We start from the raw sequence: 19,889 nt of genomic DNA, 5'->3' as shown, positions 1-19,889 counted from the left end.
GCACGGCACCTTTCAGCGTCGTGCGAGACACTTGCGGACAGTTTTTCTCCCCTGACCGGAACCGTCGGTGCTCCTGCCACGCTGTGCGCAGAACAGCAGTCTTCCGAAGGCTCCCTCGCCCTTGCTCGCCCTTGCCTCCCGCCAGTCGAGCACAGTGCGCCCCGGCGTCGGAAGCCTCGGGGAATGGAGCACCACCGCGATGGCAGCCAGCCAGTCGGCTTCCCTCACCCTGCCCAGCGCTTGCCCATCCGTCGGTGAGGCGCGCCGGTTCGCGGCGCAGACACTCTCCAAGTGGGGCCTGCCCGAGGACTCGGAGACCAACCACACCGTACAGTTGATCGTCTCCGAGCTCGCGACCAACGCCGTGCTCCACACACGCGGCCAGTCGCCGACCTTCACCGTCTGCATGCTCCTGGACCAGGAAAAGGCACTGCACGTCGGCGTCACCGACAGCCATCCGAACTGGCCGCGACGGCTGCCCGCGGCCGTGCAGGAGGACAACGGCCGGGGCATGCGCATCGTTCGCTCCCTGACAGCCGCATCCGGCGGCCGGCTCAGCGTGTTCCCGACCGAGGAGGGCGGCAAGACGGTGCGGGCCTTCCTTCCCTGGCCCGGCCCGGGGCCGGGCGGGCAAGAGTGAACCGCTCCGGACCGGATGGCGGCTCAGGCCTGTTCCGGGTTGCGCGGACGCCGCGGGCTCCACGGATGCTCGCGCTCATCCTCGACGGACTGCGCACCCCACCGCAGCGCCAGAGGCCGCAAGCCAGGACTCTGCCGACGTTTCGCATCCGGACGAGCACACGGAGAGCCCCGCGGTGTCGTCCGGCCCGCTGCTCAGCGGGCGTGTGCGAGGAGTTCCTGCGACAGGGCCCACAGGCGTCGGGCGTTGTCCGGGTCGACGGCGTACCGGGCGACGCCGTGCAGGGTGCCGGAGCGACGGTCGACGACCTCGGTCTCGTTGCAGTCGACGAAGTAGCGGCCGCCGACGCCTTCAAGGAGGGGTGAGGTGGCGAGGAGGACGGAGGTGGCCGCGCCCTGTTCGACGGTCTTGACGAGGTGAGCGGGAACCCTGCCGCTGCCGCGCCCGCCAGTGTGACGCTGCAGGTTCGTGTAGATCGCGCCGGGCATGAGGGCGTTTGCAGTGATGTTGTCATCGGCCCAGCGGCGGGTGGCTTCGACCGCGAAGAGGACGTTCGCGGTCTTGGACTGACCGTAGGCGAGCCACGGGTCGTAGGGGCGGAAGGCGAAGTTGACGTCGTCCCACACGATGGGCGACCGTTGATGGCCCGTTGAACTCACCACGACGATGCGCGCGTTGCCGTCGACGGCCAGAGCATCGTGGAGGCCGGTGGCGAGGGCGAAGTGGCCGAGGTGGTTGGTGGCGAACTGCCATTCCCAACCCTGTTCGGTGTACTGCTCGGGGCAGGCCATGACGCCCGCGTTGTTCACCAGGACGTGCAGCGGGCCCCGCCAGGCGGCGGTGAAGGCGGTGACCGACGCGGGATCGGCCAGGTCGAGGTGCGCGACGTGCACCTCCTGATTGCCGGTCGACTCGGTGATGTCCTCGGCGACGCGTTTCCCCGCCGTGACATCCCGGACGGCGAGGGTGACAGCCGCGCCCGCGGCGGCCAGGGCCCGGGCCGTCTCGGCTCCGAGGCCGGAGGAGGCGCCGGTGACCACCGCACGACGGCCGGTCAGATCGATGCCTTCCGAGACTTCCGCTGCGGTGCTGGAGAAACCGAAGGGGGTGGTGATGGAACCCATGAATGAACTCCTACGGTGTGCTGCGAAGCGAGTGAACGGCTTGTCAGGGGGTGAGCATCCGGTCCTGTTCGACCGGGGGCGTGCCGCCGCGCCAGAGCAGGGCCTTGCCGAAACGGACCAACTCGCCGTACAAGGCGGGGTCGACGCCGTCGGTGAGGATGAGGTCGAACAGGGCCTCGGCGGCTTGGGCCGGTGCCTGGGCCTGGCTGTATTCGCTGAACCAGGGGCGCGAGGTGGCGGTGTCGACCATGCCGGGGCACACGGCCGCGATCAAAGTGCCGGTGGTGAGGTCGTGCTCGCGGCGCTCGGCGGCGACGGCGCGGACGGCGGCGACCTGCGCCACCTTCGAGGGCACGTTCAGCCAGCGGGGCCAGCCGGCCTCCTGCGCCGTTCCGTTGTGAAGGGCGCTGCGCCAGGACTCCACGGCGTACTGGACCTGGTCGAGGCTCGCGCCGTCGAACAGATGGTGCAGGCGCGGGCTGAGGTGGCCGAGGGTGCCCAGGTTGCTGGCCACGACGAGCAGCCGGCCCCCTGGCCGCAGGACCGGGCCGAAGGAGCGCAGGACCGCGTGGGTGGCGACGTTGGAGACGTCGATGAACTCATCTGCCCGCTCCGCCTGCGGCTCGTCGGGCAACAGGCGGGCGACCGCGTTGGAGACAACGACGTCGGCCCCTCCGGACCGAGCCCGGACCTCTTCGGCGAGACGGGCGATGGCATCGGTGTCGGTGACGTCCAGGGTCCTGCCCTCGACGCGGGCACGCGTGCCGGGCAGTCCCGTGACCTCGCGTGCGGCGTGCGCCACCCGCTGGGGGTTCCGGCCGGTGAGCAGGACGAGGTCGTTCGGGTTCATGCGGGCCGCCAGTCCTTCGACGAGGGCGCGGCCGAGCCCCTGGTTCGCGCCGGTGACCAGGGCGATACGTGAAGCATTCATGCGGGCCACGCTAGGAACCCGGCGCTCCATGAGTCCAACGAAAGTTTGGCACGTCTGGTATGCGTTAACGTCATGGATTTCACGGATGTGTCGTTGACCGCCCTGCGGGTCTTCCGCGCCGTGGCCGAGCAGGGGACCTTCACCTCGGCCGCCGCCTCGCTGGGTTACACGCAGTCGGCGGTGTCCCGGCAGATCGCGGCGATCGAACGGGCGGCAGGTGCCGAATTGCTGGAGCGGCGGCGTGAGGGAGTACGGCTCACCGCAGCCGGCCGCGTCGTCATGCGCCGCGCCACGATCGTGCTCGACCAGATCGAAGCGACCGCACGGGAACTGTCCGGCCTGCCCGGTCAGGCCGGGACGGTCCGCCTGGGATGGTTCCCCAGTGCCGGCGCGGTGCTGGTGCCGCGGGCCCTTGCCGCCCTTCGCCGGACAGACCCCGGCCTGCAGGTTGTCGGCCGGGAGGGAAGCACGCCGGCGCTGGTGCGCGCTCTGCGGGCCGGCAGTCTCGATCTGGCCCTGCTCGGCTCCGCGCCGCCGTTCAGAGCGCCGGATACGGAGACGCCTCCGCTCACCCTGCGGACCCTCGCCGAACGGGCCCTGCGCCTGGCGGTGCCCGCCACCCACCCGCTCGCCCGCGGCGACTTCGTCGACGTGGCCGACCTGCGCGGGCAGCGCTGGATCGCAGGCTCCTCGTCGGGAGAAGACCGGCTGATGGGCGTGTGGCCGGGCCTGGACGAGCGGCCCGACATCGCGCACACCGCACGTGACTGGCTCACCAAGCTCCACCTCGTGGCGGCCGGCTTGGGACTGACCACCGTGCCTTCCACCCTTGCCCCGGCAGCACCACCGGGCGTCCGCATCCTCCCCGTCCGAGGCGGCCCTCAGGAACAACGACGGCTGCTCCTGGCCCGCCTCCCCCAGCCACCCACAGACTCCGCCACCCGCGTGGCAGCCGCCCTCCGCACCGCAGCCCTCGACACGGACACCACCGCCTCACCCTGACAACGCCGAAGTAGGGGCGGTATGCCGGAGTCGGCGGAAGTAAGCCGTAGCTGCTGTCCGGTTGAGTGAACTCCGAGGTCAGGTAGTGGCTCCCCGCGGGAGCGGGGATGGTCCTCCGATGCGCGGGCAGCTCGCCGACGCCCAGGCAGACACCGGGTCGGCCGTCGACGCCGTGCGCGCCGTCGCCAAGGCCATCATCGGCGGCATCCGGTCCCAGGGTTCCGGGGGTGCGCATTCCTCAACGCAGTCGCCGAGTACCCCGACCCGACCCACCCCGTCCACCAGGCCGTTCTGCGCACCGGGAGTGGTTTCTCGACACCGTCACAAACCTGTTGGGGCGGGCATCGGCGACACTCCCGCGGACGCCGACGCGCGCCACCTGGTCATGCTGAGGGACAGCGCCATGGCGGCGGGCTGCCTCTTCGACCCGGCACTGATCTCCGACATCTCCCTGCGAGGAGTCGAAGGCATCGTGCAGAGTCGCATGCAGGCACCGACGCCGGTCGGCTGATCTCCCCAGTACGTCGGTTGGCGAGGCGGCTCGAAGAGCCCTCTCCGACTTTCGAGCCAGGGGCAATCGTGGCAGTGGGTTTCGGCTACCGGCTTTGTTCACGTGCTGTGGCTCCGGGCTGGCGTTCGTCAGCGGCTGGGGCTTTCCGCCTCCATCGGGGCGGTGCTGAGACACAATCGGAGATTTTCGGAGTCCGGCGGTCTGAGGATGTCGAGAAGGTGCCGCCGGCTCCGTCCCAGGGACATGGGCGGCCACCGCCGGCCGTACGAGGAAGAGGAGAGACCAGCATGGCGATTCAGCGGATGGACAACGTCGGCATCGTCGTCGAGGACTTGGATGCCGCCATCGCGTTCTTCGTGGAACTCGGTATGGAGCTGGAGGGCAGGGCGGAGGTCCAAGGTCCCGTCGCCGACCAGTGCACCGGACTCGACGGCGTCCGCTGTGCCATCGCGATGCTCCGGACCCCGGACGGGCACAGCCGGCTCGAGCTGGCGAAGTACCTCAGCCCCGCGGTAATCAGCGCCGGGCCGCGCAACCGGCCCCACAACATCCTGGGCACGCACCGCGTCATGTTCGCCGTCGACGACATCGAGGACACCGTTGCCCGCCTGCGCCCTCACGGCGCCGTGCTCGTCGGCGAGATCGCCCGGTTCGAGGACAGCTATCTGCTCTGCTACCTCCGCGGCCCGGAGGGCATCATCGTTGGGCTGGCCGAGCAATTGGGCTGAGAGAGCGGGGCGTCAGAAACCGTGCGGCTTCCCGGTGCCCCCATGCCACTGCCGGGATCGCCGCAGGCCGTCGGCCCGAGGCCGGCACGACGTCGGCGGCGCAGTTGTCGAATCCGGGCGACGGCGCTCCACACGCCCACGCGTCCACCGCCAACCCGTCCAAGGCCGCCCCCGACTGAGGGCGCAAGCGGCGGCTGAGCTGTTCGGCCTCCTAGGAGCGCCCTACTTTGAAGTTCGGGAGGAACGTCATCCGTCATGAGAGGGGTTGTCCCTTACCACAGAGAGCGCAGACCAGAGATTGCAAGCGCCCAGCGACGAGGAGTCAGCGAGCCATCGACAGGCACGTCCGTCTTGCGTCAGGCCGTGGCCGTCTGCCGAGGGCAGGCAATGCCGCCGTGCCACGGACACAGCGGCTTGATGAGGCGGCGGCGAAGGCTTTCGCGGGCCGCAAGAGGCGATGCAGAGCGACGCACAGTCCAAAAATACTGATGCCTGTGGAAACACTCGCAGGCCAGACACCTGCCGACCCAGATCACTAGCCCCCGGGTCGCCTGCTTGGTGGCACGAAGCGGGTCCTGATTTCCTGCCCCCGCGGGCCGCGTCCAGGCGCCCCTTCTGGCTCATCCTGACACGGAGAACCACCTCCGCTGCGTATCAGCCCCCAGCAGAGGGCCGCTCTCCTCAAAACGGCGAGGTCAACCGCACTCACCCCCACAGCCCGCGCAGATCAAACACGATCTCCAGGCCCGGTTCGATGAAGCGGGGCGAAGGCTGCCGGGACGCCTTCCAGCGTGATCCGTGACCTCGAACGCCATGGGGCCGATACTGGGCTGAACGGCTCAGGGAGGCGGCGATGCGGGGACTCGATCAACCCTGACACCCCATCAGGAAAGTCAGCATCGGGTCAGCATCAGACCCGCCGGGAGCCGCTTCCGGAGCGACATGGACCGCCAAGATCGAGAGCTGGGCATACGTACCGCGACCAGCGGAAACACTGTCCAGAGGCCAGGCTGCTAGTCTCACCAGGAGGTACCCGTGAAGATGCTGATGAATGTGCCGGAGAGCGTGGTCGGGGACGCGTTGCGGGGGATGGCGGCGGCGCATCCGGACCTGGTCGTGGACGTGGAGGGGCGCGTCGTGGTCCGGCGGGACGCGCCGGTGGCCGGGAAGGTCGCGCTGGTGTCGGGTGGCGGCAGTGGGCACGAGCCGCTGCACGGGGGGTTCGTCGGGCCCGGGATGCTGGATGCGGCGTGTCCGGGTGAGGTGTTCACCTCGCCGGTGCCGGATCAGATGGTGCGCGCCGCTGCCGCCGTGGACAGCGGCCAAGGCGTGCTCTTCCTCGTGAAGAACTACACCGGTGACGTACTGAACTTCCAGATGGCGGCCGAGCTGGCGGAGGACGAGGGCGTACAGGTCGCCAGCGTGCTCGTGAACGACGACGTGGCGGTGGTGGACTCCACCTTCACGGCGGGGCGGCGCGGGACCGGGGCGACGCTCTTCGTGGAGAAGCTGGCCGGCGCCGCGGCCGAGGAGGGGCAGCCGCTGGACCGGGTCGAGGCGCTCGCCCGCCAGGTCGTGGAGAACTCGCGCAGCTTCGGGGTGGCGCTCAGCGCCTGCACGACACCGTCGAAGGGGACCCCCTCCTTCGACCTGCCCGCCGGGGAGCTGGAATTCGGTGTGGGCATCCACGGCGAGCCGGGTCGGGAACGGCGGCCGATGATGACCTCGCGCGAGATCGCCGACGCCTCGGTGGGCGCGATCCTCGACGACTGGCAGCCGCGGGGACCGGTGCTCGCGCTGGTCAATGGAATGGGCGCGACGCCGCTGCTGGAGCTGTACGGGTTCAACGCGGAGGTGCAGCGGGTGCTCGCCGAGCGCGGTGTGCCGGTGGCCCGTACGCTCGTCGGCAACTACGTCACCTCGCTGGACATGGCGGGCTGCTCGGTGACGCTGTGCCAGGCGGACGAGGAGACGCTCCGCCTGTGGGACGCGCCGGTGCAGACGCCCGGGCTACGGTGGGGGCGCTGACCTGCCAGGACCGACTGTTCGCCCGCGAGAGCACCGCTCCCCTGCCCGTACCGTCTCCGCACCCGTACCTGTCCTCCCCCCAGTTCGTCCCGTACCCGTATCCCTACGCGTACCGCAGATCTCAGGAGCAGCACGTGACCGAAACGGCCCTTGATGCCGCGCTCTTCATCCGCTGGATGCAGGCTGCCGCCGCCCTGGTGGACCGGGAGGCCGAGCGCCTCACCGAGCTGGACTCCCCCATCGGCGACGCCGACCACGGCAGCAACCTGCAGCGTGGCTTCACCTCCGTCGCCAAGGCGCTGGAGTCGGAACCGCCGGCGGCGCCCGGTGCCGTACTGACCACCGCGGGGCGGCAGTTGATCTCGACCGTGGGCGGCGCCTCGGGGCCGCTGTACGGGACGCTGCTGCGCCGTGCGGGCAAGGCGCTGGGCGACGCGCCGGGCGTGACCGCCGAGGAACTGCAGGCGGCGCTCCGCGGCGGGGTCGACGCGGTCGCGCAGCTGGGCGGCTCGGCCGTGGGCGACAAGACGATGCTGGACGCGCTGGCCCCGGCGGTCGAGGCGCTGGGCACCTCCTTCGCGGACGCCGCCGAGGCCGCGGAGAAGGGGGCGGTGGACACCACGCCGTTGCAGGCCCGCAAGGGCCGCGCCAGCTACCTGGGTGAGCGCAGCATCGGCCACCAGGACCCGGGGGCGACCTCGTCGGCCTTGTTGTTCGCGGCACTCGCGGAGGTGACGGCATGAGCGCGGAAACAGCGGCCGGGAAAGGGCCGGACGGCGGTCCCGAGGCGCTGGTGGGCATCGTGCTGGTCTCGCACGGCAAGGCCGTGGCCGAGTCGGTCGCGGAGCTGGCCGTGGGGCTCGCCGGCGGCAACGCGAAGGCGCCGGTCACGGCGGCGGGCGGCACGCCCGACGGCGGGCTCGGGACGAGCGCCGAGCTGATCACCAAGGCGGCCCGCACGGTCGACCGCGGCGCCGGCGTGGCCGTCCTGGTGGACCTGGGCAGTGCCGTCCTCACGGTGAAGGCGCTGCTCGCCGAGGGCGACGAACTGCCGGAGGGGACCCGGCTGGTGGACGCGCCGTTCCTGGAGGGCGCGGTGGCCGCCGTGGTCACGGCCTCGGCCGGCGCGGACCTGGACGCGGTGGCCTCGGCCGCCGCGGAGGCGTACTCCTACCGCAAGGAGTGAGCGGGCGTCGAGCTGCCGACATCGGGCCGGCGCGGTGCCTCGGGGCGCTGCGCCGGCCCGTCGCCCCTACCCCTACGCTCCCACCGCGCCCAGGGCCGTCATCATGCCGAGGCCGTCGGAGACGACCCAGTACTCGGTGAACCGGCCGTCGGCGGCCCGGAAGAGGTCCTGGCCGGCGAAGGAGATCCGGGTGCCGGGCGGCGCGGTGGTGCCGGGGATGCCGCCGCGGTAGGCACCGTGGAAGGTCCAGCGCGCGGCCACCATGCCGTCGCCGACGACCGGGCCGGCGTCGAGCGTGACCTCGATGTCGTCGAAGTACGTGTACGAGCGGCGGATCTGCTCGGCCGTCTCGTGCGGCCCGTGCACGTCGAACGTGGGCCAGTGGCCGACGAAGTCGGGGGCAAGGATGTCCTCGGCCACGGCGAAGTCACCGTGCCAGAGGTCGAGGAGCCAGCGCCGGTAGAGCGTCTCCAGGGGGGGCCGCGGCCGTCTCGGTGTGGTCCATGGACCTATTTTGCGTACGCGTACGCTACAGGGTCAACCGTTACGCGGCGGGTCCCGGACGGCGGCCGCCGTCAACGCGTCCACCAGCGTCACGAGGTCGTCGGCGAAGCGGTCACGACGGTCCGGCGCGAGCCAGTAGGGGCGCAGCGCGGCGAGCGTGGGGTACGTCTCGGCATCGGCTCCCGCGGGGACGCTGACCTGGTACGGAGGGCGGTCACGCGGGGGGTCGGCGCGCGTGGCGAGGTCGCCGAGGAGGAAGTTCCAGACGATCCGGTTGGCGGTGGCGGCCCGGTCGAGGGGCAGCCCGCACGCCTGCCACGCGGCGTAGATCTCCTCCAGCAGCCACAGGATCGAGGGGGCCATCACGTCACCCCGCCGCAGGACCTGTGCGATCCAGGGCCGGGCCGCCAGTTCCTCGTGCTGCCACCGCAACAGGGCCAGCAGCCGGGCCCGGGGGTCGTCGGGCAGCGCGGGGCGCGGGAGTCCGTCGACGATCCGGTCCAGCATGAGGACGAGCAGCTCCTCCTTGTCGCGCACGTGCCGGTAGAGGCTCATCGGGGAGCAGCCGAGCGCGTCGGCGACCCGCCGCATGGACAGCGCCTCGCTGCCACCACGCGCCACGAGGTCCAGGGCCGCCGCGACGATCCGGTCGCGGGACAGCCGGGCCGGCCGCCCGGTGTCCGCCGTCCGTCCGTCGCTGCCCGCCGTACCTGCCTCGCTCACGGCCGACAGTCTGTCATCGCCCTGCCGTGCGCCCGGTGGTCGGCTCACAGCACCACCGGCAGCGCTGCCGGTCCCCGCATCAGCCGGGTGTGGCGGTGGCGCAGGTCGGCGGCGGGGACGGCGAGGCGGAGGCGGGGGAAGCGGGTCAGCAGGGTGGTCAGCACGGTCGCGGCCTCGACGCGGGCGAGCGGGGCCCCCAGGCAACGGTGGATGCCGTGGCCGAAGGCGAGGTGGCCGGCCGCGTCGCGGTCGAGGTCGAGCGCGTCGGGGTCGGGGTAGCGGGCCGGGTCGCGGTTGGCCGCGCCGGGTGAGACGAGTACCGGGGCTCCCGCGGGGATGTCCGTCCCGGCGAGCGTCAGCGGCTCGGTGGCGTACCGGAACGTCGCGACGGACACCGGGGAGTCGTAGCGCAGGAGTTCGTCGAGGGCCGCGGGGATCAGTTCGGGGCGGTCGCGCAGCCGGGCGGCGGCGTCCGGGTGGGCGAGCAGGGCCGACACCGCGTTGCCGATGAGGTTCGTGGTGGTCTCGTGCCCGGCGACGAGGATCAGCACGGCGAGCGAGACGAGTTCGTCCTCGCCGAGCCGGTCGGCGCCGTCGCGCGCGGCGATCAGCGCGGACAGCAGGCTCTCGTCGGGCGCCGCCCGCTTGGCGGCGACGAGCCGGCCGAAGTACCCCGCCACCTCGTACGACGCCGCGTCGATGCGGTCCGGCGCGCCGGCCTCGAACAGCTGGTCCGACCAGGCACGCAGCTGTGCGCGATCCGCCTCGGGCACGCCGAGGAGGTGGCAGATGACGGCGACCGGGAGCGGCCCGGCGAGCCCGGCGACGAGGTCGACGGTGTCCCCGGGGCGCCAGTCCCGGGTCAGTTCGGCGGTCAGCTCGTCGACGTAGGGGCGCAGCCGGGCGGCGGCGCCCGTGGTGAAGGCGGGGGCCACCAGGCGGCGCAGCCGGGTGTGGTCCGGCGGGTCGGTGGCGAGCATGGTGTGGGCGAGCGCGGGGTGGAGCCGGCGGTCGGAGGGGCGGTCGGCGAAGTAGCGCGCGGTGTCCTTGGACAGCCGGGGGTCGGCGAGCGCGGCGCGGGCGGCGGCGTAGCCGGTGACGAGGAAGCTCGGCGGGCCGTCGCCGCGCGGTGGCAGGGGATGCACGGGGGCCGCGGACCGCAGGTGGGCGTAGGTGGCATAGGGGTCGCGGAAGAAGTCCGGACCGTACAGGTGCGCGCTCATGGTGTCAGTACCGTAATGGTGTGCGTCGGTACCGTGATGCCTCACGTCCCTACCGTGACGCCACGCGTCAGTACCGTAATACCGTGCCGGCATGACGACGACGCCATCGAACCCCACGGACTTCGCCACGCCCATCGCCGAGCGGTACTTCGAGGACTACGTCCCGGGCGCGGTGTACACCTACGGCAGCATCACGCTCACCGAGGAGGAGATCCTCGACTTCGCGCGGCGGTTCGATCCGCAGAGCTTCCACACCGACCCGGTGGCGGCGGAGGACGGGCCGTTCAAGGGACTGATCGCGAGCGGCTGGCACACGAGCGCGGTGATGATGCGGCTCTACGCCGACCATTACGTGAGCAAGGTGGCGAGCCTGGCGTCACCCGGCGTGGACGAACTGCGCTGGGTGCAGCCCGTCCGGCCGGGCGACGCGCTGTCGATCCGTACGACGATCCTGGACGCGCGCGTCTCCCGGTCCAAGCCGGACCGGGGCATCGTGCGCACCGGTATCGAGGTGCTCAACCAGCGGGACGAGCCGGTGCTGACCCTGACGGCCCTCAACTTCTTCGCCCGCCGGCCGGACCGCTCCTGACCGTTCTGCGCCGGTTCTGCGCCGGATCTGCGCCGGACCGCTCCTGACGGCTCTCCGTCGGCTCGGCCCTAGCGGCTCTCCAGGCGGAGCTGGACCTCTTCCTCCTGGTCGCCCGCGGCCGTGCCGACGACCGACACCACGAAGGCGGGCAGCAGCGCCTTCCGCAGCTGGTCGACCGCCTGGTAGCCGCCTTGCAGGGTGACCGTGCAGGGGGCGGTGAGCTGAGTGGGCCCGGGCGTGTCGCGACTCTGGTTCACGTCGAAGGTCGCGGTCCACACGCTCGGTCCCCCGCCGGCCGTCTCGCGGGGCGCGTCGTCCGCGCTGCGGTCGGACGCGAAGGACGTCCGCAGCGCGGTGAAGATGGCTTGCGCATCCTCCGGCTTGCATCCGCTGCACTCGACCGTGACTTCCGCCGCGTGCTCCGCCTGCGTCTCCTGGTGCGCGCTGTCCACTGTGCAACCTTCCTGTCGAGCCGTACGCGGATACCGTCCCCGTCCAGGCTCACCCCGCGGGATCGCGTGTGCGACCGGGAGGAGCGGGTGTCCGCGCATTGTCACTCGCCCAGCGGTACGAGTGAGAGCAGCCGGGTGCCCGGGCGGACCGACCCGGAAACCGGCACCCGGCGGATGACGCGTCACGGACGGCATGGCCGTCGCCCGCACACCGCCCCCGGGAAGTGTGGTGTGCCACCACATACGCGCGGTGTTCCCGGCTTCCTACCGTGTGGCGACATCGCAACGTCCCCCTTCCGGTTCCGGAGTGAGCCCATGGCCGCCACCGCGCACGTCCCACCCTCCCCCGCCGGTCTGCGGCGCATCGTCGCCGCGAGCCTGATCGGCACCACCGTCGAGTGGTACGACTTCTTCCTCTACGGATCGGCCGCCGCGCTGGTCTTCAACAAGCTGTTCTTCCCGGACTCCGATCCGCTGGTGGGCACGCTGCTGTCGTTCCTGACGTACGCCGTCGGGTTCGCGGCCCGGCCGGTCGGTGCGCTGGTCTTCGGCCACTACGGCGACCGGCTGGGCCGCAAGAAGCTGCTGGTGCTGAGCCTGCTGATGATGGGCGGCGCGACGTTCGCCATCGGCCTGCTGCCCACGCACGCCACGGTCGGGTCGGCCGCACCACTGCTGCTCACCCTGCTGCGGCTGGTCCAGGGGTTCGCGCTGGGCGGCGAGTGGGGCGGCGCCGTGCTGCTGGTGAGCGAGCACGGTGACGCGCGGCGGCGGGGCTTCTGGGCGTCCTGGCCGCAGACCGGCGCACCGGCCGGGCAGCTGCTGGCGACCGGGGTGCTCGCGGCGCTGACCGCGACGCTGCCGGACGGGGCGTTCGTGTCCTGGGGCTGGCGGATCCCGTTCCTGCTGTCCGGCGTGCTGGTGCTGCTCGGGCTGTGGATCCGGCTGTCGGTGGACGAGTCGCCGGTGTTCAAGGCGGCGCTGGCACAGGCCACGGCGCGCAAGGGCAGGGAACCGGCGGCGGAACGGCTGCCGCTCGTCGCGGTCCTGCGATACCACTGGCGCGACGTACTGATCGCGATGGGCGCACGGATGGCCGAGAACATCTCGTACTACGTGATCACGGCGTTCGTGCTCGTCTACGCCACCGAGCACAGCGGCCTGTCCCAGCAGACCGCGCTGAACGCCGTACTGATCGCCTCCGCGCTGCACTTCGCGGTGATCCCGGCGTGGGGCGCGCTCTCGGACCGGGTGGGCCGGCGGCCGGTGTATCTCGTCGGCGCGTTGGGGGTCGCGGCATGGGCGTTCCCCTTCTTCGCGCTGGTCGACAGCGGGAACTTCGGGCTGCTGCTGCTCGCGGTGACCGTCGGGCTGGTCTTCCACGGGGCGATGTACGCGCCGCAGGCCGCGTTCTTCGCGGAGATGTTCGCTACGCGGATGCGGTACTCGGGCGCGTCGATCGGCGCGCAGTTCTCCTCGCTCGCGGCCGGTGCGCCCGCGCCGCTGATCGCGACCGCGCTGCTGGCGGACTACGACAGCCCGACGCCGATCGCGCTGTACGTCATCGCCGCTGCGGTGCTGACGCTGATCGCCCTGTACGCGGCCAAGGAGACGCGGCAGCGGGACCTGTCGGCGATCGAACCGGAGGCTGTGGACAACGCGTCGGCTGTCAGTGGGACGCGGTAGCTTCACGGGTACGGGTGTGGTGTGGAGGGGAGGGAGGTGGAGGAGGGGCGTTGCCACCGGTGGGGAAGCTCTCCCCGTGGATGGGGAGCCGGTGCACCCGGGAGACGCCCTCGCGCAGCTCGGTCCGCGACTGCTCCGTATCTCACTCCGCCAGCGCGGAGGACAAGTGGTGGAGTTGCAGGGCCAGTTGAAGCTCCAACGCTCGCGAAGGCGACTGCCAGCCCGGGCCGAGCAGGCGGCCGATGCGGTCCAGGCGTTGGGCGACCGTGTTGACGTGTACGTGCAGCGCGTCCTTCGTACGAGCCGGACTCATGCCGCTGGCGAAGTAGGCGTCGAGGGTGCGCAGCAGGTCCGTGCCGCGGCGCTCGTCGTAGTCGACGACCTCGCCGAGCGTGCGGCGGACGAAGCCGTCCACGTCGCGGCCGTCGGCCAGCAGCAGGCCGAGGAAGCCGAAGTCCTCGGCGGCGGCGCCCTGTCCGCAGCGCCCGAGGACCCGCAGGGCCTCCCGGCAGCGCCGGGCCTGCGCGTAGGCGGTGGCGACGGCGGCGGGCGTGGCGGCCGGCGCCGGTACGGGCGCGGAGGCGCCGACGGTGACCGGCGCGTGGACGGCGGCGCCGAGTTGGCGGGCGGCCTTCCCGGCGGCTTCGCCGGGGTCGCCGTCCCGGCTCAGCGGGAGGAGCAGGACGACGCCGGCGTCCCGCGCGGCGGCCAGCCCTTGGCGGGTGGCGGCGAGGTGGGAGGCGGCGGACCACAGGCGCTGCCGGCCGGTGGCCCCGGCGGCGTCCGGGGCGGTGGCGCCGGGTGCCTCGGCCCGCACCGTGCCGTCGGCCGGGGCGGTTCCGTCGCCCGACGGGTCTTCGAGGCACGCGGCGAGTACGACGTGCGGCGTGTCCAGGTCGGCGGCGACGCGGGCGGCGCGCTCGCGCAGCAGCCGCGGGTCGCGGTCCGGGGCGTCCAGCAGGTCGTCCAGGAGTTCGCCGCGTACCCGCTGTTCGGCCTCGCCGGCGGTGCGTCGGGCGAGCAGCAGCAGGGAGGTCACCATCGCGGCCCGCTCCAGGGTGCGCTGGTCGACGGGGTCCAGGCGGGGATGGCCGCGGAGGACGAGCGCGCCGAGCACCTCGCTGCCGGAGCGGACGGCGGCCACCCAGTCGTCGCCGTCGCGCACGGCGTGCCCGTCGGCGCGCGAGCAGCGCTCCAGGGCTTCGGCCGGGACCCGGTCGACGTCGGTGAACTCCACGGTGCCGTCGAGGACTTCGGCGACGGCGGCGGCCACGTCCTGCACTCCGCCGCCGCGCAGCACCAGTTCGGCGAGCCGGTCGTGGATGTCGGAGGCGCGCTCGATGACGCCGCTGCGGTCGCGGATGATCTCGTTGGCGGCCTCCAGCTCGGTCATCGCCTTGCGGGTCTCGGCGAGCAGGTTGGCGGTGTCGATGGCGACGGCCGCGTGGGCCGCGTGCGCGGCGAGCAGCGCGATCTCGGCGTGGTCGAAGACCCGGACCCGGCGGTCGGCGGCGAAGAGCACGCCGATGACGCCGCTGCCGAGTTTCAGGGGCACGCCGAGGATCGCGACGAGGCCCTCGTCCCGTACGCCCGTGTCGATGGTCCGGGTGTGCTGGAAGCGGGGGTCGTCGAGGTAGCTGTCGGTGACGTAGGGGCGGGCGGTCTGCGCGACCAGGCCGCCCAGGCCCTCCCCCATGCCCAGGCGCAGCTGCTGGAAGCGGGCGGAGACCGAGCCGTCGGTGACGCGCATGTACGTGTCGCCCGCGACGGGGTCGTTGAGGGTCATGTACGCGGTCTCGGTGCCGAGCAGGGAGCGGGCCCGCTGCACGATGGCGCGGAGCACCGCGTCGAGGTCGCGCAGTCCCGCGAGGTCGTGCGCGGTTTCGTACAGCGCGGACAGTTCGGCCTCGCGGCGGCGGCGGCCTTCCAGCTCGGTGCGGACCCGCAGGGCGAGCAGCTTGGCGCGTTCCAGGGCGGCGAGCCGTTCGGGGGACGCTCCGTCGGCCCGGGCGCGCAGGACGGCGCGTTCGAAGTCCTCGGCGGGCGCGCCGGTGGCGAGCAGGTCGAGGAAGGGGGTCTCGGCCGGTTCCGCGGGCTCGGCGGGCTGCTGGGCTGGCATGGACCCAGGGATACCGCCGGTACGCCGCGGTGCGCCAGTCGCGGCGCGGGGCGGCGGACCGGCGGGGCCGGGCCCGGGGGTCAGTGGGCCGTCCATCCGCCGTCCATGGCCAGTGAGGTGCCGGTGATGAAGGAGGCCTGCGGTCCGCAGAGGTAGGCCACGGCGTCGGCGACCTCGTCGGGCTCGACCAGCCGCTTCACGGCGGAGTCCTTGAGCAGGACCTCGGTCAGCACCCGCTCGGTCGGGATGCCGTGCGCTTCGGCCTGGTCGGCGAGCTGCTTCTCGACGAGCGGGGTGCGGACGTAGCCGGGGTTGACGCAGTTGGAGGTGACGCCGTGCTCGGCGCCCTCCAGGGCCGCGACCTTGGACAGGCCTTCCAGCCCGTGCTTGGCGGCGACGTAGGCGGACTTGTAGGGCGAGGCGCGCAGGCCGTGCACGGAGGAGATGTTGACGATGCGGCCCCAGCCCTGGGCGTACATGTGGGGCAGCGCGCCGCGTACGAGGCGGAAGGGTGCCTCCAGCATGACCTTGAGTACGGTCGCGAAGACGTCGGGCGGGAAATCCTCGATGGGGCGGACGAGCTGGATGCCCGCGTTGTTGACGAGGATGTCGGCGCCGGCCGCGCTCTCCTCTGCGGCGTCCAGGTCGGTGAGGTCGAGGGTGACCGGCCGGAGCGTACCGGGCAGGCCGTCGGCGCGCTCCGCGAGCCGGGCGAGCCCGTCGCCGTCCCGGTCGACCGCGCGGACGGTGGCGCCGTCGGCGGCCAGTCGCAGCGCGCAGGCCGCGCCGATGCCGCCGGCCGCGCCGGTGACGAGTGCCGTGCGGCCGCCGAGGCCGGACGCGGGGGCGGTACCTGGTGTGGAGGTGGCGCTCATGGGCGTCACCTTAAGCAGCGCACGGTGCCGTACCGATGTGGGGCGGGACCATAAGGCACGACATGCGCATGTGTGCGAGGCCCTCAGAGCACCCCACGAGGCCGGAACTGGATGCTGATGCGGGGGCCGGCCCCGCGTGCGGTCTTGGGGATGGCGTGGTCCCAGGTGCGCTGGCAGGAGCCGCCCATGACGATCAGGTCGCCGTGCCCGAGGGAGCGGCGGACGGTCGGGCCACCGCCGTCGCGCGGGCGCAGCGCCAGCACCCTGGGTTCGCCGACGGAGAGGATGGCGACCATGGTGTCCTGGCTTCGGCCGCGGCCGATGCGGTCGCCGTGCCAGGCGACGCTGTCCTCGCCGTCGCGGTAGTAGCAGAGGCCGGCGGTGCGGAACGGTTCGCCGAGCTCCTCGGCGTAGTACGCGCCGAGTTCTTCCCGCGCCTCGTCGAGCACCGGATGCGGCAGCTCCACGCCCTCTGCGTAGTGGCACAGCAGCCGCGGCACATCGACCACCCGCTCGTACATCTGCCGCCGCTCGGCGTGCCAGGGGACGGCTGCCACCAGCTCTTGGAACAGCTCGTCGGCCCCGGTCAGCCAGCCGGGCAGCACGTCGATCCAGGCGCCGAGGCCCAGGGTCGTGCGCTCGACCCCCGCCAACGGCCGCAGACCGATGTCCTCGACCCCGTCGAAGAGCGAGCTCTGCAGATGCGTCGTGACCATGGCGCCAGCGTACGCCGTGTTCGAATTTTTGTGCGAATATCTTTTCGGTCAGGAATCGCGGAACACGGCCGCCAGCTCACCCCGCGAGCGCACGCCGAACTTCGCATAGACGTGTGTGAGGTGGTACTGCACGGTCTTCACCGACAGGAACAGCTCCGACGCGACCTGCGCATTGCTCATCCCGCGCGCGACCAGCCGGGCCACCGCCCGCTCCTGTGCGGTGAGCCGGGAGAACTCCGCCACGCCGTCCCGTTTCAGCCCGCCCGCCTGGAGCTCCCGCTCGCAGCGCTCGACGTACGTGCGGGCGCCGAGCAGCACGTACGCGTCCCGGGCGTTCTGGAGCAGCGCGTCCGCCTCCCGGCGCTTGCCCGCCCGGCGGAGCGTCTGCCCGTACGCGTAGCTCACCCGCGCCCGGTCGTACGGCAGCGGCAGGTGTTCGAGGTGGGCCAGTGCGCCTTCGAAGTGGGCGCGGGCCGCGTCGAGGTCGCCCTCGGAGCCGGCGATGCGGCCGCGTACGTAGCCGAGCCGGGCCATCGTGGAGCGGTGGCCGCGGTCGGCGGCCAGCTCTTCGAAGGGCTTGAGGAAGGCGTCGGCCTCGGGCACCCGGTTGGTCATGACCAGCGCGTTGGCGTAGACGTCCGGCCAGGGCCAGAAGCCGGGCTCGTCGATGCCCTCGCGGTGCCGCAGCCGCAGGACGGGTTCCAGCGCCGCGGTCACCCGCTCGTACTGGCCGCGCGCCTCGGCGACCTGGGCGCGGGCCAGGCAGGCCGGCACCACCATCGCCTCGTAGTGCTGCATGTCGGCGGAGGCCTGCCGGGCGTGGTGGTACGCGGTCGGCCAGTCGCCGCGCAGGGCGTGGACCTGCGCGCCCGTCCAGTGCACCAGCGGGCGCAGCAGCTCCATCCGGACCTCGGCGAGCTGCGCCGCGGCCCGGTCGACCGTGCGCACCGCGTCCTGCCAGGCGCCCAGCGCGAACTGGGTGCGGGCCAGCCAGGCCTGCGCCCACAGCGAGATGCGGGTGGAGCCGCTGCGGAAGCCGGTGGGCACGGCGCCCTCCAGCTCGCGCCGCGCGGCCTCCGGCTCGTCCCTCGCCAGGTCCATCCAGCCCCGGCCCATCTGCACGCGCTGGGACTGGGCGCTGTCCGCGATCCGGGCCAGTACGTCGTCGTAGGCGTGCGCGGCCTCCTCGGTGCGGCCCATGGCGGCGAGTCCGAGCCCGAGGATCGCCTCCGACTCGACCGCCGACGGCTCCATCGGGCCGACCAGGTCGACGGCCTTGCGGGCCCAGTGGACGAGGTCGGCGGCGCGGCAGCGGCCGAGGGAGTGCAGTACCCGGCGGTGGCAGATGGCGGCGGCCAGCTCGGGCCGGCGGGCCGGGTCGCAGCGCTCCCAGGCGTGCGTGAGGCGCACCTCGGCCTCTTCGGGGCGGCCGCGGGTGATGGCGAGGTAGCCGAGGACGGAGTCGCGGAGCGCGCCGGGCGGGTAGCTCTCCAGCTCGGCGGCGAAGGTCTCGGCCTGCGGCCGGTCCCCCGCGCCGACCAGCGCGTCCACGGCCCGCAGCAGCCGGTCGCGGCGGGTGGCGCGAGCGGGGGTGAGCCGGCTGGCGGCGACCAGCGCGCCGGCCACCTGGGACCAGGCGCCTTCGGCGGCCCGGTCGGCGGCGAACCGGTCCAGGTCGTCGGCCAGCTCGGCGTCGGCGGTGGGGGTGGCGGCGACCCGGTGCATCAGGCGGCGGCCGTGGTCCTCGACGATCTCCGCGGCGCGGCGGTGCAGGTCGCCGCGTTCGACGAGGCCGAGCGCGCCGTGCACGGCGGCCCGTACCAGCGGGTGCGGGAAGGTGAGGAGGGTCAGTCCGGGGCCGTCGGCGGTGGTGAGCAGCCCGGCCCGGCGGGCCTCGTCGACGGCCGCGAGCGGGTCGGCGACGCCGGACAGCTCGGCGGCCTCGGCGAACGGCACGGACTCGCCGAGCGCCGAGCAGGCCTCGATCAGGGTGCGGGCCTGCGGGCCGCAGGCGTCGAGGCGGCGGTGCACGGCGGAGGCGTACCGCCGGGGTGCGGGCAGTGCGGGCTGCCAGTCGCGCCAGATGCCGGCGGGCACCTCCTGCAGCAGGTCGGTGATGTGCAGCGGGTTGCCGCGGGTGTGGCGGCAGAGGATGCGGGCGGCGGGGAGCGAGAGGTCGACGCGTTCGGCGCTCCAGGCCAGATGCTGGACGTCCTCGGGGGTGAGCGGGCCCAGCCGCAGCGCCCCGTCGCGGTAGCCGGCGAGGAAGTCCAGTACGTCGACGGGCAGCCGGTGCAGCTCGTCGTCGGCGGCGGCCAGTACGACCAGGACCTTCTCGGTGGACATTCGGCGGACCGCGGAGGCGACGGCGCGCAGCGAGGCGGCGTCCGCCCAGTGGGCGTCGTCGATGACGACGACGGCGGTGTCCGCGCGGTCGGCGCTCCATATCTCGTACAGCCGGCGGCCGGCGGCGAGCGGACCGGGCGGTTCGGCGGGCGCGTCGTCCGGGAACAGGGCGGCGCCCGCCGCCTTGGCCAGCTGGTCGGCGACGCCGAGGTCCAGCTCGTTCTCCCAGCGCACGCCGCCGGCGCGGTGCACGCGGACGGCGCCCTGCCCGGCGGGGCCGTGCTCGCCGGGACCGCTCTCCCGCACGAAGTGCTCGATCAGCGCGGTCTTGCCCATGCCGGAGGCCCCCTCGACCAGCACGATCGAGGGGTGTCCGGCGCGCGCGTCGGCCAGCAGGCGGTGCAGGGCCGCCAGCTCGGCCCGGCGGCCCGCCGGGCCCCGGTGGACCGTCCCGCCCACGCCGTCCGGAAGGAGAGGCGAACCGTCGTGATCGTCCATCGGGACTC

General features: G+C 72.9%; 18 protein-coding genes and 1 pseudogene. 9 read left to right on the top strand and 10 right to left on the bottom strand.

Translation table 11 applies throughout. The features are described from left to right. Positions 1-199 precede the first annotated feature (199 nt). On the top strand, positions 200-640 hold the full coding sequence (locus tag IF20_RS23890) for an ATP-binding protein (protein ID WP_052867327.1): 441 nt from the start codon (positions 200-202) through the stop codon (positions 638-640). Between the two features lie 194 nt (positions 641-834). Here IF20_RS23890 and IF20_RS23885 read toward each other — a convergent pair whose 3' ends face one another. After that, on the bottom strand, positions 835-1,764 hold the full coding sequence (locus tag IF20_RS23885; RefSeq protein ID WP_052867326.1) for an SDR family NAD(P)-dependent oxidoreductase: 930 nt from the start codon (positions 1,762-1,764) through the stop codon (positions 835-837). 43 nt (positions 1,765-1,807) lie between these two features. Next, positions 1,808-2,695, bottom strand: coding sequence for an SDR family NAD(P)-dependent oxidoreductase (locus tag IF20_RS23880; protein WP_052867325.1), 888 nt, complete (start codon positions 2,693-2,695; stop codon positions 1,808-1,810). A gap of 72 nt (positions 2,696-2,767) precedes the next feature. Here IF20_RS23880 and IF20_RS23875 point away from each other — a divergent pair, with 72 nt between their 5' ends. The 6 genes and pseudogenes from IF20_RS23875 to IF20_RS23850 all read left to right on the top strand — a co-directional run bounded on the left by IF20_RS23875 (position 2,768) and on the right by IF20_RS23850 (position 8,150). Further along, a complete protein-coding gene (locus IF20_RS23875) occupies positions 2,768-3,697 on the top strand; it encodes a LysR family transcriptional regulator (RefSeq protein ID WP_052867324.1) in 930 nt (309 codons plus the stop codon). A 118-nt stretch (positions 3,698-3,815) separates the two neighbouring features. Further along, positions 3,816-4,208: pseudogene (locus tag IF20_RS23870) on the top strand (TetR family transcriptional regulator C-terminal domain-containing protein); the annotation flags it as partial. 287 nt (positions 4,209-4,495) lie between these two features. Further along, a complete protein-coding gene (locus IF20_RS23865) occupies positions 4,496-4,936 on the top strand; it encodes a VOC family protein (protein WP_052867322.1) in 441 nt (146 codons plus the stop codon). A 1,035-nt stretch (positions 4,937-5,971) separates the two neighbouring features. Beyond that, a complete protein-coding gene (gene dhaK, locus IF20_RS23860; RefSeq protein WP_052867321.1) occupies positions 5,972-6,964 on the top strand; it encodes a dihydroxyacetone kinase subunit DhaK in 993 nt (330 codons plus the stop codon). Between the two features lie 176 nt (positions 6,965-7,140). Beyond that, a complete protein-coding gene (gene dhaL / locus IF20_RS23855; RefSeq protein WP_052867411.1) occupies positions 7,141-7,707 on the top strand; it encodes a dihydroxyacetone kinase subunit DhaL in 567 nt (188 codons plus the stop codon). Further along, positions 7,704-8,150: a PTS-dependent dihydroxyacetone kinase phosphotransferase subunit DhaM gene (locus tag IF20_RS23850; protein ID WP_052867320.1), complete on the top strand. Its 447-nt coding sequence runs from the start codon at positions 7,704-7,706 to the stop codon at positions 8,148-8,150. Before dhaL ends, IF20_RS23850 begins: the two co-directional genes overlap by 4 nt. A gap of 72 nt (positions 8,151-8,222) precedes the next feature. Here the strand turns inward: IF20_RS23850 and IF20_RS23845 are convergent, their stop codons facing one another. The 3 genes from IF20_RS23845 to IF20_RS23835 form a co-directional block, all read right to left on the bottom strand. Next, on the bottom strand, positions 8,223-8,624 hold the full coding sequence (locus IF20_RS23845) for an ester cyclase (RefSeq protein WP_052867319.1): 402 nt from the start codon (positions 8,622-8,624) through the stop codon (positions 8,223-8,225). A gap of 63 nt (positions 8,625-8,687) precedes the next feature. Next, the gene (locus tag IF20_RS23840) at positions 8,688-9,377 is read right to left on the bottom strand and encodes a TetR/AcrR family transcriptional regulator (protein WP_110944474.1); all 690 of its coding nucleotides are present in this window, start codon (positions 9,375-9,377) and stop codon (positions 8,688-8,690) included. A 44-nt stretch (positions 9,378-9,421) separates the two neighbouring features. Next, a complete protein-coding gene (locus IF20_RS23835) occupies positions 9,422-10,600 on the bottom strand; it encodes a cytochrome P450 family protein (protein ID WP_052867318.1) in 1,179 nt (392 codons plus the stop codon). 91 nt (positions 10,601-10,691) lie between these two features. On the opposite strand from IF20_RS23835, the gene IF20_RS23830 reads away from it, so the two are divergent. Beyond that, positions 10,692-11,189, top strand: coding sequence for a MaoC family dehydratase (locus tag IF20_RS23830; protein WP_052867317.1), 498 nt, complete (start codon positions 10,692-10,694; stop codon positions 11,187-11,189). Between the two features lie 68 nt (positions 11,190-11,257). On the opposite strand, the gene IF20_RS23825 is transcribed toward IF20_RS23830, so the two are convergent. Next, positions 11,258-11,641: a hypothetical protein gene (locus tag IF20_RS23825; protein WP_052867316.1), complete on the bottom strand. Its 384-nt coding sequence runs from the start codon at positions 11,639-11,641 to the stop codon at positions 11,258-11,260. 315 nt (positions 11,642-11,956) lie between these two features. Here IF20_RS23825 and IF20_RS23820 point away from each other — a divergent pair, with 315 nt between their 5' ends. Then, positions 11,957-13,327, top strand: coding sequence for an MFS transporter (locus tag IF20_RS23820; protein ID WP_052867315.1), 1,371 nt, complete (start codon positions 11,957-11,959; stop codon positions 13,325-13,327). Positions 13,328-13,469: 142 nt separating this feature from the next. Here IF20_RS23820 and IF20_RS23815 read toward each other — a convergent pair whose 3' ends face one another. From IF20_RS23815 to IF20_RS23800, 4 genes are all read right to left on the bottom strand, one after another. Beyond that, entirely contained in the window at positions 13,470-15,446 is a 1,977-nt protein-coding gene (locus IF20_RS23815; protein WP_052867314.1) for a helix-turn-helix domain-containing protein, read from the bottom strand. 80 nt (positions 15,447-15,526) lie between these two features. Continuing rightward, positions 15,527-16,321: a 3-hydroxybutyrate dehydrogenase gene (locus tag IF20_RS23810; protein ID WP_110944473.1), complete on the bottom strand. Its 795-nt coding sequence runs from the start codon at positions 16,319-16,321 to the stop codon at positions 15,527-15,529. Positions 16,322-16,404: 83 nt separating this feature from the next. Further along, positions 16,405-17,037 (bottom strand): alpha-ketoglutarate-dependent dioxygenase AlkB, encoded by a 633-nt coding sequence (locus IF20_RS23805; RefSeq protein ID WP_052867312.1) that lies wholly within the window; start codon positions 17,035-17,037, stop codon positions 16,405-16,407. Between the two features lie 48 nt (positions 17,038-17,085). After that, entirely contained in the window at positions 17,086-19,881 is a 2,796-nt protein-coding gene (locus IF20_RS23800) for a helix-turn-helix transcriptional regulator (RefSeq protein WP_110944472.1), read from the bottom strand. Positions 19,882-19,889 lie beyond the last annotated feature (8 nt).

Source organism: Streptomyces niger, assembly GCF_000718305.1.
Taxonomy (GTDB): domain Bacteria; phylum Actinomycetota; class Actinomycetes; order Streptomycetales; family Streptomycetaceae; genus Streptomyces; species Streptomyces niger.
This window is presented reverse-complemented; position numbering and strand designations above follow the sequence as displayed.